We start from the raw sequence: 15,857 nt of genomic DNA, 5'->3' as shown, positions 1-15,857 counted from the left end.
TAATTGGTAGTCTGCGACGGTTTATTTTGTTAGTGAATAGCGATCATAGTACTGCCAAATAATTCAAATCTGACCATTACGACGGCAAAAGCTGGCTAGACTTTCATTATATTCACCGATCCAAGACCACAGTTTGTGCGTATGCCTACTAAGTACGGAAGATATATTGGCTACGCTAAGGAAGAAATAATGTCCGGTTTTCACTACTGCATTGCTATCTTCATTTTTATGGTGCTGACAGCCTGTGGTTCTGGTTCTGGTTCAGGTTCCTCTTCATCTGATGCTGTTCCGCAGGTTAAGCAGAGTCAGACGAATAACATACTGGGCTGCCAGTCCGAGCAAGGTCTGCCTGAACTGAGTGAGACTCTACTAGGTATTACCGGCGCCGTCAGTTATCAATATGTTCCGGTGGCGAGTGATCCGATACGATTAGATTTTGCTCGCAGTGAAGCGAGACCGATACGGTATGCCAATGTTGAAGCGCTAGAAGCTGGTTCCTGTGAGGTTGTCGGCGCAGCTATCACCGATGCACAAGGAGAGTACAAGTTATCTGTGCCCGATAACATCGCTGTAAAAATCAGAGTGGTGGCTTTTTCAAGCACACCAGACTGGCAGATTGCTGTTGCAGACAATACGCAGTCAGGGGCGGTTTATGCCATCTACGGCGAGTCTTTGAGGGCCGAAGATGCTCCAATCAGGGATTTACACGCGGCAACCGGATGGACAGGCAACGGATATGGAGCAGCGAGGCTGGCCGCCCCCTTTTACCTGCTCGACCAAGCGATGACGATGCTTGATTTGGTCGTTGATCATTATCCCAGCGCCAGCTTTGAGCCATTGAACATATTTTGGAGTGTTAAGAATTCTACCCAGGCCGGTGATGATGCGCAGGGGAATATTGCATCATCGAAGTATTATTCAGGGGCTAATGCCATCTATTTTTTAGGCTTGGCGGGTGACAATACCGATGAGTTTGATATTAACGTGGTCAATCATGAGTTGGCGCACTTTGTTGTTGATAGCCTGGGTCGTTCAGATGGCTTGGGTGGGCGCCATAGCTTAACCAGTTATCTTGAACCCCGAAGCGCCTATTCAGAGGGTGTTGCTACAGCAATAGCAGGTCTGGTTTCTGGTGATAACCTCTACATTGATACGGGGCTGCCGACTGGCGGTGGTTGGTCGTTTGGTATTGATCAGCCAAGTGATGGCCTGGTGCAGTGGCACAGTGATTACGGCTGGTACAATGAGGGGGCAATTACAGAGCTGGTATTTGATTTATTTGATCAAAATAATGAGGGCATGGATGTATTCTCGCTGCCGCTTTCGGTTTTATTTACTGCACTGGCAAGGCAAAAAGACCAGCAGTCATCGATTACCGTTTATAGCTTATTGGCAGAGATAGTTGCTCAGATTCCAACTGAAAGGCAGGCTGATTTGCAGATATTGGCTGGGGAGTTTGGTATTAACGTGGTTGATGATACTTTTGCCGTCAATGAAGTTAATGATACTCGATTGATGTTGTCCGACAGCGTCTTGCCGTTGTATTCGATCGTGGTCAATAATACCGATTTATCACTGTGCTTCGACCGTCGCCTAAGGCAGCCATCTTCCGCGAATGAGTTAACGGGCCACCGGTTAGTTCTTTTGAAGGTAAGCAGTCCGATTGATGGTGAACTGATTTTTAGTAGTGAATTATCCGCGACAGTATATCGGCTTGGCGAGCCACTTCAAACATCGGTTAATGGCCAATTAGATTTGAATCTTGTTGTGGGTAATTATGTGGTTGACCTGTTTCAACGGGATCCATCAAGCCGTTGTTATAATATTTCATTCAGGGGATAAGGATGAGGCTACTGTTATTGGTTTTAGCGTTCGCATTATTTGCCCCGCAGGGCATGGCCAAGGTGCAGCCACCGATGCAACTGCAGCAACTTGAGGTCATTGAGCTGGATAATGGCTATATAAACGTGTCTTGGCGGCTATACGCGCCGGCTCCAGTTGATGGCCTTACGATGAATATCATTGTCGCTGATAATGCCAAATTAATAGGTTTGAACACGGTGACTGTCGTCACCAACACAGACGGCTATTTCGATTTTATAACAACGCTGGAGTCGTTGGATGAGCAAAGCGTTGTCGTTACCTTCGCCTTGGAGTACTCCGTAAATAACACCGTACTCAACCTGCATTTATACCAAGTCGTATCGGTGCGCAGTGAGTCGGTAATACCGAGGTCTGAGGATGATGCCGGTGAGAGCGATTACAATGCCCAAGAAAGTTACCGTTAAATATAGCGGTAAGCCCTAATACTTGGTAAAAAGACATCATCTGATATTTTGCTATCGCTGCGTCGCAATCGGGTATGTGTTTGGGGCGGCAACTCATTAATTTGATTGAATTCTGGCAGCCTGCCGTGATGAGTGTCTGCAATGATAAAGGGCAGGGAACTGTTGGTGGCCTTGCGGATAATCTCTGTTCCCTGCTGATAGACGATGTTTGCCCTGACCAAAGGTGCTTGTTTTTGCACAATAGCCAGCTTCTCATAGTCGTTAAGTGTGGCCAGTTTTTGCTGTTGAATGCGAATATGACTGCTGTCGCCAAATTTAGCCAACCTGTCGTAAGCCTGTTGTTTACTGACCCGCGTTATGCTTTTGCCCTGGGTATACCAGCTAAAGCCAATTTTAGCGGGAGATGTATTCAGTATGGGAATGTGTCGATAGGTTTGCTTGAGGTTTAATCGGCTTAGTTGAGCTGTTGTTAATTGCTCTCTATACCGGTTGTTAATCATTCCATACTCTAGCAGCCATTGTTGCTTATCCTCTTTTTGTATCTGTTGAACCGCATGCTTAAACGAAGACTTCATTGCGTTGACGTCGATGGCGCAGGCAACTGTTCTATCGTCTGCCAAGTACAAGCCGTGATAATTCTTTGTTTTTCGCCCATCTCCATCGCCTGTATACCAGTAATCACTGTACGCCGCTTGTAAGGCCTGTTGAATGTCTCCTGTATTACCGCAGACCCAGCCTGCAGAATCATTAGACTCGATGGCCAAATTAAGCTCATTATTAGACTGAATTAAATCATCAAAGCATTGAGATAATTTTTGCATGGTTATTATACCGTTATCTAGATGGGTTGATAATAAGATAAATGATCCTGTAATAACAGGTTAGTTAGGATATTTGCTAATATTGAGCTGGATATTAGGTTACTAAATCACGGAATTATGATGATGAAATTATCGGTTAAAGGCTGTCTCATCAAGTGCAACTTGAATGTATGGGTGTTAATGATGGCGATAGTATCGTTGAGCAGCATGTATGAAGCCCAAGCCAGTAATTCTCTTCAAAAATGTGTCGAGGCCGCCACAAAGAAGCAAAAGCGAGACTCTCTTAGGTATAGCGATAGTTTCGACTTTATTGGCTATCAGTCCCGTGGCGAGGAAAACGTATTCGGTAGTTTTGAAATTGATTTGCGCTATCAAATTGATGAAGACAAGAAAAAAAGAAGCTATAAGTGCAATAAGCATGGCTCTATCGAGTCCAGGGGAGAGGAACGCTGGGACTATTCGCCAGCGTCAAGACGACGCAACTTTCGCTGAGTAGAACCGTTAACTTATGGTATCTGCCTAGTGTATAATCGTTTTATTTTGCGGTGAAATGCATGGCGGTTAACACAACTGACGAGCTATTGGCTCCTATTTATACCTTTTTACGATGTCAGACCCCAGAGTTGTGGTTGGCTGAGGCAGCAAAGCCTGAGCGCTTAGCATTGCTACTGCGAGAGCATGCGCAGCTTGAAATCATGGCTGGGCAGGCCGCGATGACCTTGATTCGGCAAACCTTAGGGCGTTGCCCTGATAGTGAAGCCTCTCAGGGAAAGGGGGGGGAATTCATTGGTGCAGCAGTTACGGCTGAATTTAATGATATCGACAGCATGGATTTGTTGAATAAGATGTCAAAGTTGGCCCGCGAAGAACTCAGGCATTTCGAGCAGGTGATGGCTATTATGAAAAAGCGAGAGATCACTTACAAAGTGGTTTCGGGTTCGCGCTACGCCAAGCAGCTGCACAGTAAAACCCGGAAAAATTTTCGCGATAAATTAGTCGACACGTTGATTATTGGTGCCTTTATTGAAGCGCGTTCCTGCGAGCGTTTTGCCAAGCTTGCTCCTTTTTTGGATGCGGAACTGTCTAAATTCTACCTCTCATTACTCAAATCCGAGGCGCGTCATTATCAAGATTATATCAACTTAGCAGGGCAATATTGTAGTGCAGAGAATTTACAGTTACGTATCGATCACTTCGCTGAACTTGAACGCCAATTGATTTGTTCAGACGACACTGAGTTTCGGTTTCATAGTGGCGTATATCAATCTGAAGAGGAGGGTGAGTAATGGCCTTAACAGCCTTGGACCAACTGCTGACACAAGTGGACGGCGAGCAGCAGTCGCTACCACCGCTTGATCAATGGAATCCTGAGCTTTCTGGCGACATGGATATGCGTATCGATAAGGATGGTCGCTGGTTTCATGAGGGCGGTGAAATTGAGCGGCATAAGCTGGTGAAATTGTTTGCTTCTATCTTACGTTTCGAGGCCGATCATGGCTTTGTTCTGGTCACGCCGGTTGAGAAATGGAAAATAGCGGTCGCTGCGGCTCCATTTGTGGGTATTGATGTTGAGGTTGAGGTTGAAACTGAGGGTGAACAGGTTGTTTGGCTACGTACCAATGTTGACGAGATCGTTCGTATTGATTGCGATCACCCGCTGAGATTTGAGCAAGGGGTGCCATTGGTGCAGCTAAGAAAGGGTGTTGACGTTCGTTTGAACCGCGCCTGTTATTACCACTTAGCTGAATTTGCTTATGAGGAAAAGGGGGAGTTTTATCTCCGCTCGGCTGGCCAGCAGTTTGCATTGCCTAGCTAGCAGTGTCCGCTACTTTAGCTGAGTGCTTTTAGCACCATTGTCTGGTGTTCTATGCCTACCTCCATAAAGGTTTCCCCCTGAGCTTCGAAACCAAAGCGGCGGTAGAAATCAATGGCGTGGCTTTGTGCATTGAGCTTTATATGATCAATGTTATTTGAACGCGCATATTTGATAATACAGGCGAGTATTGAGCCGCCCACGCCCATCCCTCTGGCGTGTTTGAGTACAGCCATGCGGCCAACTTGTCCGCTGGCCATTAGTCGGCCACAGCCCAAGACTTTATCGCCCTCGTAGGCAATGAAATGTTTGCTACTGCGGTCAAATTCATCCCATTCTTCCTCGGGAGGGCAGTTCTGCTCCTCGACAAAAACCTCTGTTCGTATTGCTGTCAGTGATTTCTGTTGATCATACCAGTCTACCGGAATGACTTTAGTCGTTGATGAATTCGATACTGTCATGTGACATTAGCTCGCTGAGTAAGATCATTGTTTGATTGTCGCTGAGCTGATTGCTCATTTCGTCAATCATCAAGCCACCGGCATCGGCCAGTTGCTTAGCAACGGCAATACTGCCTTCACTGGTACAGATAAAGCTTTGACCATCAACAAAGAGTATGCAGTTATTTTGCTGTACAAAATAGCTAAAATTTGAGCTGCTGTTTACTGTGATGACGGCGTGGCTTTCAAGCTGCTGTTTTATTTCGATTTCACTCGGTGTGTCAGTATGTTGAAAGAGGTCTGGGTTTTTGGGCTCGGTAACCATTTCGCCAAAGGCGCGAATAAGCTGCGCCTCATCGTTGAGCACATTGTTAAGCATTGCTTTAATTTTGTCTATTGCCTGTGCGGTTATCTCGCCTGGGGTTTTGGTCAATGTTAGTTCTGGGTCAGCGTAGCGGATATTGTCATCAGAGCGGCTGACATAATCATCACAAATGTGGTTGATGATTTGGCTCTCAGTAGGGGATGTAAAGCCAATCGAATAGGTCATCGACTCACCAATGGCCTTGCCCCAGTGGCTAAACTTAGGGGGGATATAGAGCATGTCTCCAGGCTCTAATACCCAGCGGTCTACCGTTTCCATATTTTTGAGGATTTTGAGCTGTTGATTATCGGTCAGTGGTGTCGATGCATCACACTCTGAGCCAACCTGCCATTCACGTTTGCCCAGCCCCTGAATTAAAAATACATCGTAGTTGTCGAAGTGTGGCCCGACGCTGCCCTGATCGACGGCATAGGAAATCATTACATCATCTACCCGCCAGTTGGGTGCGAAGCGGAATTGATCCAGTAAGATGCCGACCTCTTCAACCCACTGGTCGACGCCTTGTACCAGTAGCGTCCAGTGTTTCTTATCGAGCTGGCTAAAGCGTTCCTCTTGAAAAGGGCCATGTTCTAATTGCCAGTGGTCAAATGCGCTGTTGCCTATCAGTAATCTTGATTCGATAAAGTCTTCGAGGGAGAGTCCAGCCAGCTCTTCAGGTGATACGATGTTTTGCCAGTCTGGGAAAGCATTTTTTATCAGTAGCGGCTTTTTTTGCCAGTACTCCTGCATGAAATGCTCTGCACTGATTGAACCGAAAATATTCATAGCTAACCTATTAAACGTGGCTGATAACTACTAGATAACAATCATAGCAGCAAAAAAAAGGCCGCTAAAAGCGGCCTCTATGACACACAGGGTGATTACCCTTGAGGGTTACACCTCTTGTGCCTGTTTGATAGCGTTGCCAATATAATTGGCCGGTGTCAATTCGCGCATGGCTTGCTTCGCCTCTTCGGGTACTTCCAGGGTCTCAACAAAGGCCAAAATAGTGTCTTTGTTAATGTCCTGTCCACGGGTTAAAGCCTTGAGTTTCTCGTAAGGTTCTTCAATGTGATAGCGGCGCATGATGGTTTGAATTGGCTCTGCCAAAACTTCCCAAGCGTTATCTAGGTCTTGCGAGATGCGAGCCTCGTTAAGCTGTAACTTGTTCAAGCCTTTGAGTGTCGACTCGTAAGCAATAACACTGTAGCCCAGACCCACACCCATGTTGCGCAATACCGTGGAGTCGGTTAAATCTCGTTGCCAACGAGAGACTGGAAGCTTGGTAGAGAGGTGGTTCATCACTGCGTTGGCGATGCCGAGATTACCCTCTGAGTTTTCGAAATCAATTGGGTTGACCTTGTGTGGCATTGTCGATGAACCGACTTCGCCTGCAATGGTCTTCTGCTTGAAGAAGCCCATCGAGACATAGCCCCAAATATCACGATCCAAATCGATTAAAATCGTGTTGAAGCGAGCGATGGCATCGTACAGCTCGGCGATGTAATCGTGTGGCTCAATCTGGGTTGTATAGGGGTTAAATGTCAAGCCGAGGCCTTCAATAAACGCTTGCGCATTGGCAACCCAATCGATCTCGGGGTAGGCACTGATGTGAGCATTATAGTTACCGACGGCGCCGTTGATCTTACCAAGCAGCTCAACGGCTTTAATCTGATCCAGTTGGCGGTCAAGGCGAGCTACCACGTTGGCGATTTCTTTGCCCACAGTTGTGGGGCTGGCTGTTTGGCCGTGAGTACGGGACAGCATAGAGACGGTGGCCAGGTCATGGGCCATATCGCGAAGCTTGTCGATCAACTTTTGACAAGTAGGAATAATAACGTCTTCACGACCTTCTTTCAGCATTAATGCGTGGCTGAGGTTGTTGATGTCTTCGCTGGTGCAAGCGAAATGAACAAACTCGTTGATGGCGAGAAGCTCTTCGTTGCCAGCAAATTGTTCTTTAATGAGGTATTCAACTGCTTTTACGTCGTGGTTGGTTGTGCGCTCAATCTCTTTGACGCGATCTGCATAATCGGTGTTGAAGTTACTGACTAGGTTGTTCAGTAACTGATTGGCGTCATCGCTAAAGGCCGGGAGCTCGGTGATCTGAGGGTGGTTTGCCAGGTGTTGTAACCAGCGAACTTCAACGGTGACGCGGCTTTTAATCAATCCATATTCGCTAAATATAGAGCGAAGTACTTCAGTTTTACTACCGTAACGTCCATCAATGGGTGATACAGCGGTGAGTGCAGATAGCTTCATGGGCTTTCCCGAGTTGCTTTAGCCGACAGCGTGTCGGTCAGTTGGAATGAGGGTGCTTTAAAAGCGCGTGAGTATACAGTAGTTTTGTATCTCGGTTAATCGCAATCCTTGCTTATTTGGCTAATTGCTTGCAATTATTCACTATTTGGCGACGCTGAAATAACAGCTGCCAACGCTTGCCGCCGACCTGGCGCCACAGCATTGTCGAGCGAACACCAGCGAGTAACAGGGCGCGGATCTTGTCGGCATTAGCCGGAGATTTGAGATGCTCAACATTACCGGTGACCTGGACTCTAAAGCTGAGTGTGGATAGGGTGTCTTGGTACAGACCGGCGACAGATGTGATCAGCGGTTTTGGGTTGCTGTCGAAATTCTCTAGGTTAAAGCTGGCGTGTTGTAGGCGCGAATGAATAACACCAAGCATGCTGTTATTCTTACTGACTCGCTGTGTTAAATGTAGCAAGCTCATGGTGTAGCGTAATATTTCCTGCTTACCCTCAATTTCACCTTTGCCCAGTAGATTTTCAATCAATTCAAAGCCACTGTGCAGCTGATCAATACCACCATAAACGGCCTCGGTAGTGGCAGCATCAAAGGCAAATAGGCTACGAATACTAGTATGAAAATCGCTTTCATTGCAGACGCCTGTACGTGCAATTTGGTCGACCAGTTTTGCCGCTTGGACAATGCCAGCCAGCGCTATCGCCTGTTGTTGCTTTTGATTCATGCTGCTGATGCACCTTGATTTAAAGATAGAATTCTCTTTATATTCGCACGATAAATATTTGATTAGTCGAATATTTCTTCAATTACACCACCGCCTAGGCAAACTTCTTCAAGATAGAATACAACAGATTGCCCCGGTGTGACTGCTCGTTGTGGTTGATCGAAAATGACGCTGTATCCATCGTCTGTGCGTTCAATTAAACAGTCTTGATCTGGTTGGCGATAGCGCGTTTTTGCCTTGCATCTCAGGCTCTGTGCGGGGCCTTTTTCATCGACCCAAAAAACCTGTTTAGTGGTAAGACGGTTCTTGAATAGGCGAGGGTGGTCGCTACCCTGTGCAACGAGTAAAATATTGTTGTCCAGGTCTTTGTCCACCACATACCAGGCATCATGTTTGTTGTTGCCAGCGACGCCGCCAATGCCAAGCCCCTGTCTTTGTCCCAGGGTGTGGTACATCAAGCCGGAGTGGTCGCCCATCTCTATACCGTCAACGGAGTAGATTTTTCCAGGCTGTGCGGGTAGGTATTGTGCGAGAAAATCTTTAAAACGGCGCTCGCCTATGAAGCAGATGCCGGTACTGTCTTTTTTCTTGGCTGTGGCAAGGCCAAATTCTTCAGCGATACGTCTGACTTCCGGTTTCTCAAGTTCACCGACGGGAAAGAGGGTCTTGGCTATCTCGTGCTCGCCAACGGCATGAAGGAAATAGCTTTGATCCTTGTTGTTATCCAGCCCCTTGAGTAAATGGGTACCGCTGTCGTCATCCAAGCGGCGTACATAGTGACCAGTGGCAATGAAGTCTGCGCCCAGTGTCAGTGCATAGTCGAGAAAGGCCTTAAATTTGATTTCACGGTTACATAATATATCGGGGTTGGGAGTGCGTCCGGCCTTGTACTCAGCAAGAAAATGCTCAAACACATTATCCCAGTAATCTGCGGCAAAGTTTGCGGTATGCAGTTTGATTCCTAGTTTATCAGAAACCGACTGCGCGTCGGCTAAGTCGTCCTTGGCAGTACAGTACTCCGTACCGTCATCTTCATCCCAGTTTTTCATGAATAAGCCTTCAACCTGATAGCCCTGTTGCTGCAGCAGTAGTGCAGAGACAGAAGAATCGACGCCACCGGACATGCCGACTATGACTTTTTGTTGTGTATTCATGGGGTAACCTTTACGAGTAAATAAAGCTAAGCGGGTAACAATGGCCGTTAAGATAGCGCTCTATAGATGAAATGACTAATGGGCTGCGCATTCTAGCAGACAAGGCAGTGATTTGGTCAAAGTTAAGCCAATGTATTGCGGTAATGTCAGTGTCTAAATGGAGGGTTTTGTCGTGGTTTTCAACCTCTGCAAGAAACGTCGTACGAAAATAAGTAATCCCATTACCGCCAACATAGCGAGCACTGCCCAGTAATCCCGTTAGTTTGACGTGATGGGCCGTTTCTTCCCGTGTTTCACGTCGTGCAGCATCGGCCAATTCTTCGCCCTCTTCGACATGACCTGCAGGTTGATTAAGCACCATTACTCCGGTTGTCTTACAGCGCTCCTCAACCAAGAGGAATTCTTTTAGATCATTTTTTTGTCTTACCACAACAGTGGCAACGGTGACATGGGGGGTAAATTGAATCATCGCAGTTGCTCAATAATAAAAATGTATGACATCCAGTATAGCTTCGATAACTTATCATTATAAAACAATCAATTAAAGCATGATTGTGTTCTCCGCAACTAAGCTAAACTGTTACCTGCTGTCATGCTTTGCCATTTCAATCATCCAAATGAATGAGCATATCAACGTGAATGATGTTATATTCCTGTCCGCGAATTAACGGTGAGGTTAGAGCATTGTTGACAAAGCCGATCACGAGTCGTCTTTCATCTAGCCTCCGGCGAACCCGCCTTAAGCGCCAAAAGACTTGTAGGAACAGACATGACATTAGAAAACCCAACAATAATTTATACTCAAACAGATGAGGCGCCAGCATTGGCTACCTACTCACTGTTACCGATTGTCCAAGCTTTCACCAAGGCTGCAGGGATTGCAGTTGAGACACGAGATATTTCTCTGGCCGGCCGAATTTTGGCTAACTTCCCAGACAACTTAAGCGCTGAGCAGCAGCAGAGTGATGCACTGGCTGAACTAGGCGAACTGGCCAAGACCCCTGCGGCTAATATTATTAAATTGCCCAATGTAAGTGCCTCTATTCCTCAGCTTAATGCGGCAATTGCCGAGCTCCAGGCGAAGGGCTATGATATTCCTGATTTCCCTGAAGAGCCGCAAAATGCTGCAGAGCAACAGATTAAAGACCAGTATGCCAAGGTGCTGGGTAGTGCAGTAAACCCTGTTTTACGCGAAGGCAATTCCGATCGACGTGTGGCTGCTCCAGTAAAGGAATATGCCAAAAAGAACCCGCATTCGATGGGGGCTTGGTCAAAGGATTCAAAGTCGACAGTTGCGCATATGGACGCCGGTGATTTCTACGCCAGTGAGCAGTCTGTGGTAATGAGTGAAGACACTGATATTCGCATCGAGCATGTGGTTAATGGTGAGGTGCAGGTTTTAAAGAGCAGCAATCCTCTACTAGCTGGAGAGGTTATTGATGCTGCGTTGATGAGTACAGCATCACTGCGCGCCTTCTTCGAGCAGCAAATGCAGACCGCCAAAGATAGCAACGTTTTATTGTCACTCCACCTGAAAGCCACAATGATGAAGGTCTCTGACCCCATCATGTTTGGCCACGCTGTCACCGTATATTACAAGGCAGTGTTTGAGAAATATGCTGATTTATTCGCTGAGCTAGGCGTCGATGCCAGCAACGGCCTAGGCGATGTTTACGCCAAGATTCAGGGCCTGCCTGAGGCTCAGCAGCAAGAAATCACCGCCGCCATCGATGCTGTATACGGCGAGCGTCCTGAGCTTGCAATGGTTGATTCCGATCGCGGCATCACCAATCTACACGTTCCCAGCGATGTGATTATCGATGCCTCAATGCCTGCGGCTATCCGCTCCTCCGGTAAGATGTGGGGTGTTGATGGTCAGTTGCACGACACCATCGCGATGATTCCCGACCGCTGCTATGCCGGCGTTTATCAAGAGACTATCTTGTTCTGTAAAGAGAACGGTGCCTTTGATGTTACCACGATGGGCAATGTTGCCAACGTTGGTTTGATGGCTAAGAAAGCAGAAGAATACGGCTCCCATGACAAGACTTTTAAAGTCTCTGCCGATGGCATTATCCGAGTTGTTAACCAGAAAGATGACAGTGTGTTGCTGCAGCATACTGTAGAACAGGGCGATATCTGGAGAATGTGTCAGGTTAAAGATGAGCCAATCCAGGATTGGGTCAAGCTTGCCGTTAACCGCGCCAAGGCGACTGGCGCTCCTGCCGTGTTCTGGTTAGATGAAAACCGTGCCCACGACAGCAACTTAATCGCCAAGGTTAAAACCTATTTGGCCGACCATGACACCACTGGCTTAACTATTGAGATCCTGGCCCCTGTTGAGGCGACGCGCTATACGCTGGCTCGCGTTAAGAATGGTGAGGATACAATCTCGGTAACAGGCAATGTTCTGCGTGATTACCTGACTGATTTGTTCCCAATTCTTGAGTTGGGTACCAGTGCTAAAATGCTGTCTATTGTACCGCTATTGGCCGGTGGAGGCTTGTTTGAGACCGGTGCCGGTGGCTCTGCACCAAAGCATGTTCAGCAGTTCGAGCAGGAAGGCCACCTTCGTTGGGACTCGCTGGGTGAGTTCTTGGCTCTGGCGGTGTCTATAGAAGATTTGGCGGTTAAGACGGGCAATGCCTCTGCGCAGGTATTAGCGGATGCATTGAATGCTGCCACTGGTAAGTTTCTTAACAACGATAAGTCGCCGTCGCGTCGGGTGAATGAGCTTGATAACCGGGGTAGTCACTTCTACTTGGCCATGTACTGGGCTGAAGCGCTGGCACAGCAATCATCTGATGCTGGTTTGCAGAGTATCTTTGCTCCTTTAGCTGCCACCTTGGCGAGTAGCGAACAGGCGATAGTGGATGAGTTAAATAATGCCCAGGGTGTCGCGGTTGATCTCGGTGGTTATTATAAGCTCGATGATGAGAAGGCTGAAAAAGCAATGCGACCTAGCGCTCTGCTTAATGCGGCCTTGGCCGCAGTTGTGTAGCGACAGCATCAACCGTTGCGTTAATTAGTGATTGAGGAAATCCGCCGCAGGACATCTGTGGCGGCTTTTTTGTGTCATATTTACCGTCGTTTATGGCTTGCTTTTCTTGCTGGTGTTGAGCCTCTCTTAGCTCGCGCTGTGGCCGGTTTTTGTTTTGGCAGGTGAACTGTTTCCAAGCGGCTGTTACCAGGCTGTAAATCATTCAAATGCCATTGGCCTATTTGTGCCCGTATCAGCCTGAGAGTAGGGTGACCCACGGCGGCGGTCATTCTGCGCACTTGCCGGTTTTTGCCTTCTTTTATTTTCAGCTCTATCCAACACGTCGGCTGATTTTTACGCTGTCGAATAGGGGGGGTTCTCGGCCATAGCCAGCTAGGTTGATCCGCACGTTTGGCCTGCGCCGGTCGCGTCTTACCATCTTTCAACAAGACGCCGTCCTTTAGCTGCTCAATGGCATCGTTGCTGATGTCACCCTCAAGTTGCACAAGATAAGTCTTTTCTAGCTTGTGTTTTGGATCCGCTATACGGTTGGCTAATTGGCCGTCATTGGTCAGTAACAATAAACCCTCTGAATCATAATCAAGACGCCCGGCGGCATAGAATCCTGGTTTGTTGACATAGTCGGCGAGGGTGTTTCTTTGTTCTTTGTCAGTAAATTGGCTCAATACGTTAAAGGGCTTGTTTAATATCAGTATTTCGCTCATTTTTCTCTCTGGTAGATGGCCAGCGTTAGGTGGCTGTATTTCTTAAACTGTTACCGTATAGTACAACGATACAGTATGGATGAATAATACAACGGAGCGAGTTATGGGTTTTCAGCATATTAAGGTACCAACTGAAGGCAGCAAGATAATTGTCAATGAAGATTATTCATTAACAGTGCCTGATAACCCGATTATACCGTTCATCGAGGGTGACGGAATTGGTATCGACATCTGCCCTGTGATGATTGATGTGGTCAATGCGGCCGTCGATAGGGCATATGGCGGCACCAAGCGCATATCGTGGATGGAAATATACACCGGTGAAAAGGCGGCTGAGCTTTACGAGGGGGATTGGTTCCCTGCAGAAACGCTTAATGCTATCAAGGAGTTCTCTGTTGGTATTAAGGGGCCGTTAACCACACCTGTTGGCGGTGGATTTAGATCGCTGAACGTGGCTCTTCGCCAAGAGTTGGATTTGTATGTGTGTCAGCGGCCTGTTCGCTGGTTCGACGGGGTGCCATCGCCGTTGAAGGAACCGGAAAAGACCAATATGGTTATTTTCAGAGAGAATGCTGAGGATATTTACTGTGGTATTGAGTGGCAGGCTGATAGCTATGAGGCCAAGGCTGTGATCAAGTTTCTGCAAGAGGATATGGGGGTTACTAAAATTCGCTTCTCTGATCACTGCGGCATTGGTATTAAACCAGTGTCTCGTGATGGTACTCGCCGATTAGTCCGTAAGGCGATTCAATATACGATTGAGCAAAATCTACCGTCGGTAACGATTGTTCATAAGGGCAATATTATGAAGTACACCGAGGGTAGCTTTAAGGAATGGGGCTATGAGTTGGCAGCGGAAGAGTTTGGTGCCACACCCTATCAAGGCGGGCCTTGGATGTCATTCAGCCATCCTGATACAGGGGAGCAGATTATTATCAAAGACGTGATTGCTGACGCCATGCTGCAGCAGATCTTACTTCGCCCTGAAGAGTACAGTGTGATTGCCACACTTAACCTCAATGGGGATTATTTGTCGGATGCCCTGGCGGCACAGGTCGGCGGTATAGGAATAGCCCCAGGAGCGAATCTCAGTGATGATATAGCGCTGTTTGAGGCGACACACGGCACTGCGCCAAAATACGCTGGTCAGGATAAGGTAAATCCGGGTTCCTTAATTCTTAGTGCTGAGATGATGTTGCGTCATCTGGGTTGGAATGAGGCGGCAGAGTTAATTATCAAAGGCATGAATGCTGCTATTGCCAACAAAACAGTGACCTATGATTTCGATCGTCTGATGGATGGCGCGGTTTTACGTAGCTGTTCTGAGTTTGGTGATGATATTATTGCAGGAATGTAAAAGCACTGCCAGCATGTGCTGGCAGTGCTTCAGATGTAGGTCTAAATATTTTTAGATGGAGGGTTCAAGAGTAACCTGTCCCGCTGGGGTTTCTACGCCATCGGGGTTCATAATCACAGAGGCATGTAAGCCCTTGGGGCCTGGTACTGTGTCAAAAACAACATTTTGACCCGCCTTGAGGGTTTTATATCCCTCCATTTCAATTGAGGAGTAGTGGGCAAAAATGTCACCTTCTCCTTCGTCGGGTAAGATAAAACCATATCCTTTAGCGTTATTGAACCACTTCACAGTCCCAGTTTGCATGACATCAATCCTTTTTAATATTTTTATTACGTCTTGTGTTTACGATTATAAATTTCATCGAACTATTACTTGAATAGTTGGTCAAAACCTTAGACCCAGTCATTAGGTCAACTAATTGTAAACTGTATACATTATTTAACCTCAAAGCTTTCTATAGTCAAGTATCAATTAATGGTCAATAGAGTGTTAGTATATTAACTTCGATTAAAAGCCTAATTATTCGTGAGAAAGTGTGAGATGGGTAAAGTTAATAATCTTCGACTAACATTGAGTATGGGGTCTGAGGACGCATTTGAAGGAGGTCGTGGCGGCCTCGCTGTAGAGACTGAAAAGCCTCAATTAAAGCGACCGCCTCAATACCAAGTTGTATTATTGAATGACGATTACACACCAATGGATTTCGTTGTTCATGTATTGCAAGGTTTTTTTAACCTTGATGAAGAAGCTGCGACGAGAGTTATGCTGGCAGTACATCATCAGGGCAAGGGGGTTTGCGGTGTTTTCAGCAAGGATGTTGCTGAAACCAAGGCAGTGCAGGTCAATCACTATGCCAGGGAGCATGAGCATCCACTGTTGTGTGAAATAGAAGTCTCGAGTGATGAATAATACTAAAGTGAGGTTCA

Annotated in this window: 17 protein-coding genes; 8 read left to right on the top strand and 9 right to left on the bottom strand. The window is 47.0% G+C overall.

Annotated features, from left to right (window positions below):
* Nucleotides 1–189: 189 nt before the first annotated feature.
* Together L9P87_RS02130 and L9P87_RS02125 are read left to right on the top strand one after the other, a co-directional pair.
* Entirely contained in the window at nucleotides 190–1,842 is a 1,653-nt protein-coding gene (locus tag L9P87_RS02130) for a hypothetical protein (protein WP_237443020.1), read from the top strand.
* Nucleotides 1,843–1,844: 2 nt separating this feature from the next.
* On the top strand, nucleotides 1,845–2,288 hold the full coding sequence (locus L9P87_RS02125) for a hypothetical protein (protein ID WP_237443019.1): 444 nt from the start codon (nucleotides 1,845–1,847) through the stop codon (nucleotides 2,286–2,288).
* Here the strand turns inward: L9P87_RS02125 and L9P87_RS02120 are convergent.
* Nucleotides 2,285–3,109 (bottom strand): DNA replication terminus site-binding protein, encoded by an 825-nt coding sequence (locus L9P87_RS02120; RefSeq protein WP_237443018.1) that lies wholly within the window; start codon nucleotides 3,107–3,109, stop codon nucleotides 2,285–2,287. The two genes, L9P87_RS02125 and L9P87_RS02120, sit on opposite strands and share 4 nt — an antisense overlap.
* A 120-nt stretch (nucleotides 3,110–3,229) precedes the next feature.
* On the opposite strand from L9P87_RS02120, the gene L9P87_RS02115 reads away from it, so the two are divergent.
* From L9P87_RS02115 to L9P87_RS02105, 3 genes are all read left to right on the top strand, one after another.
* Nucleotides 3,230–3,601 (top strand): hypothetical protein, encoded by a 372-nt coding sequence (locus tag L9P87_RS02115; RefSeq protein ID WP_237443017.1) that lies wholly within the window; start codon nucleotides 3,230–3,232, stop codon nucleotides 3,599–3,601.
* A 62-nt stretch (nucleotides 3,602–3,663) separates the two neighbouring features.
* Nucleotides 3,664–4,395 carry a MiaE family protein gene (locus L9P87_RS02110; protein ID WP_237443016.1) on the top strand — a complete coding sequence of 244 codons (732 nt, stop codon included), beginning with the start codon at nucleotides 3,664–3,666 and terminating at the stop codon, nucleotides 4,393–4,395.
* Nucleotides 4,395–4,925 (top strand): DUF1285 domain-containing protein, encoded by a 531-nt coding sequence (locus L9P87_RS02105; RefSeq protein ID WP_237443015.1) that lies wholly within the window; start codon nucleotides 4,395–4,397, stop codon nucleotides 4,923–4,925. The genes L9P87_RS02110 and L9P87_RS02105 overlap by 1 nt, the downstream gene beginning before the upstream one ends.
* Before the next feature lie 14 nt (nucleotides 4,926–4,939).
* Here the strand turns inward: L9P87_RS02105 and L9P87_RS02100 are convergent, their stop codons facing one another.
* The 6 genes from L9P87_RS02100 to L9P87_RS02075 all read right to left on the bottom strand — a co-directional run bounded on the left by L9P87_RS02100 (nucleotide 4,940) and on the right by L9P87_RS02075 (nucleotide 10,338).
* Nucleotides 4,940–5,383, bottom strand: coding sequence for a GNAT family N-acetyltransferase (locus L9P87_RS02100; RefSeq protein WP_237443014.1), 444 nt, complete (start codon nucleotides 5,381–5,383; stop codon nucleotides 4,940–4,942).
* Nucleotides 5,355–6,512, bottom strand: coding sequence for a cupin domain-containing protein (locus tag L9P87_RS02095; protein ID WP_237443013.1), 1,158 nt, complete (start codon nucleotides 6,510–6,512; stop codon nucleotides 5,355–5,357). Before L9P87_RS02095 ends, L9P87_RS02100 begins: the two co-directional genes overlap by 29 nt.
* A 108-nt stretch (nucleotides 6,513–6,620) precedes the next feature.
* Complete coding sequence (gene purB, locus L9P87_RS02090) at nucleotides 6,621–7,988, bottom strand: adenylosuccinate lyase (RefSeq protein WP_237443012.1); 1,368 nt, start codon at nucleotides 7,986–7,988, stop codon at nucleotides 6,621–6,623.
* Between the two features lie 112 nt (nucleotides 7,989–8,100).
* Nucleotides 8,101–8,715: a high frequency lysogenization protein HflD gene (hflD, locus tag L9P87_RS02085; RefSeq protein ID WP_237443011.1), complete on the bottom strand. Its 615-nt coding sequence runs from the start codon at nucleotides 8,713–8,715 to the stop codon at nucleotides 8,101–8,103.
* A 62-nt stretch (nucleotides 8,716–8,777) separates the two neighbouring features.
* Nucleotides 8,778–9,869, bottom strand: a complete 1,092-nt coding sequence (gene mnmA / locus L9P87_RS02080) for a tRNA 2-thiouridine(34) synthase MnmA (RefSeq protein ID WP_237443010.1) — start codon at nucleotides 9,867–9,869, stop codon at nucleotides 8,778–8,780.
* Between the two features lie 10 nt (nucleotides 9,870–9,879).
* Nucleotides 9,880–10,338, bottom strand: a complete 459-nt coding sequence (locus L9P87_RS02075) for an NUDIX domain-containing protein (RefSeq protein ID WP_237443009.1) — start codon at nucleotides 10,336–10,338, stop codon at nucleotides 9,880–9,882.
* A gap of 300 nt (nucleotides 10,339–10,638) precedes the next feature.
* On the opposite strand from L9P87_RS02075, the gene L9P87_RS02070 reads away from it, so the two are divergent.
* Nucleotides 10,639–12,870 (top strand): NADP-dependent isocitrate dehydrogenase, encoded by a 2,232-nt coding sequence (locus tag L9P87_RS02070; protein WP_237443008.1) that lies wholly within the window; start codon nucleotides 10,639–10,641, stop codon nucleotides 12,868–12,870.
* Between the two features lie 80 nt (nucleotides 12,871–12,950).
* Here the strand turns inward: L9P87_RS02070 and L9P87_RS02065 are convergent, their stop codons facing one another.
* Nucleotides 12,951–13,574 carry a pseudouridine synthase gene (locus tag L9P87_RS02065; RefSeq protein WP_237443007.1) on the bottom strand — a complete coding sequence of 208 codons (624 nt, stop codon included), beginning with the start codon at nucleotides 13,572–13,574 and terminating at the stop codon, nucleotides 12,951–12,953.
* Nucleotides 13,575–13,677: 103 nt separating this feature from the next.
* On the opposite strand from L9P87_RS02065, the gene icd reads away from it, so the two are divergent.
* A complete protein-coding gene (gene icd / locus L9P87_RS02060; RefSeq protein ID WP_237444354.1) occupies nucleotides 13,678–14,931 on the top strand; it encodes an NADP-dependent isocitrate dehydrogenase in 1,254 nt (417 codons plus the stop codon).
* Nucleotides 14,932–14,982: 51 nt separating this feature from the next.
* On the opposite strand, the gene cspD is transcribed toward icd, so the two are convergent.
* Nucleotides 14,983–15,234, bottom strand: a complete 252-nt coding sequence (cspD, locus tag L9P87_RS02055; RefSeq protein ID WP_237443006.1) for a cold shock domain-containing protein CspD — start codon at nucleotides 15,232–15,234, stop codon at nucleotides 14,983–14,985.
* A 237-nt stretch (nucleotides 15,235–15,471) separates the two neighbouring features.
* On the opposite strand from cspD, the gene clpS reads away from it, so the two are divergent.
* Nucleotides 15,472–15,840: an ATP-dependent Clp protease adapter ClpS gene (gene clpS / locus L9P87_RS02050; protein ID WP_237443005.1), complete on the top strand. Its 369-nt coding sequence runs from the start codon at nucleotides 15,472–15,474 to the stop codon at nucleotides 15,838–15,840.
* Nucleotides 15,841–15,857 lie beyond the last annotated feature (17 nt).

Source organism: Sinobacterium norvegicum (genome assembly GCF_923077115.1).
GTDB lineage: Bacteria > Pseudomonadota > Gammaproteobacteria > Pseudomonadales > Sinobacteriaceae > Sinobacterium > Sinobacterium norvegicum.
The sequence above is the reverse complement of the archived record's forward strand: the minus strand, read 5'-3'. Positions and strand labels throughout refer to the sequence as shown.

Bases quoted from the DNA above. Each gene is read 5' to 3' on its own strand.
- purB (WP_237443012.1), bottom strand. From the start codon at position 7,988: ATGAAGCTATCTGCACTCACCGCTGTATCACCCATTGATGGACGTTAC.
- cspD (WP_237443006.1), bottom strand. From the start codon at position 15,234: ATGCAAACTGGGACTGTGAAGTGGTTCAATAACGCTAAAGGATATGGT.
- L9P87_RS02075 (WP_237443009.1), bottom strand. From the start codon at position 10,338: ATGATTCAATTTACCCCCCATGTCACCGTTGCCACTGTTGTGGTAAGA.
- L9P87_RS02110 (WP_237443016.1), top strand. From the start codon at position 3,664: ATGGCGGTTAACACAACTGACGAGCTATTGGCTCCTATTTATACCTTT.
- hflD (WP_237443011.1), bottom strand. From the start codon at position 8,715: ATGAATCAAAAGCAACAACAGGCGATAGCGCTGGCTGGCATTGTCCAA.
- L9P87_RS02095 (WP_237443013.1), bottom strand. From the start codon at position 6,512: ATGAATATTTTCGGTTCAATCAGTGCAGAGCATTTCATGCAGGAGTAC.
- L9P87_RS02120 (WP_237443018.1), bottom strand. From the start codon at position 3,109: ATGCAAAAATTATCTCAATGCTTTGATGATTTAATTCAGTCTAATAAT.
- L9P87_RS02130 (WP_237443020.1), top strand. From the start codon at position 190: ATGTCCGGTTTTCACTACTGCATTGCTATCTTCATTTTTATGGTGCTG.
- L9P87_RS02115 (WP_237443017.1), top strand. From the start codon at position 3,230: ATGATGAAATTATCGGTTAAAGGCTGTCTCATCAAGTGCAACTTGAAT.
- L9P87_RS02105 (WP_237443015.1), top strand. From the start codon at position 4,395: ATGGCCTTAACAGCCTTGGACCAACTGCTGACACAAGTGGACGGCGAG.
- L9P87_RS02125 (WP_237443019.1), top strand. From the start codon at position 1,845: ATGAGGCTACTGTTATTGGTTTTAGCGTTCGCATTATTTGCCCCGCAG.
- clpS (WP_237443005.1), top strand. From the start codon at position 15,472: ATGGGTAAAGTTAATAATCTTCGACTAACATTGAGTATGGGGTCTGAG.
- mnmA (WP_237443010.1), bottom strand. From the start codon at position 9,869: ATGAATACACAACAAAAAGTCATAGTCGGCATGTCCGGTGGCGTCGAT.
- icd (WP_237444354.1), top strand. From the start codon at position 13,678: ATGGGTTTTCAGCATATTAAGGTACCAACTGAAGGCAGCAAGATAATT.
- L9P87_RS02100 (WP_237443014.1), bottom strand. From the start codon at position 5,383: ATGACAGTATCGAATTCATCAACGACTAAAGTCATTCCGGTAGACTGG.
- L9P87_RS02065 (WP_237443007.1), bottom strand. From the start codon at position 13,574: ATGAGCGAAATACTGATATTAAACAAGCCCTTTAACGTATTGAGCCAA.
- L9P87_RS02070 (WP_237443008.1), top strand. From the start codon at position 10,639: ATGACATTAGAAAACCCAACAATAATTTATACTCAAACAGATGAGGCG.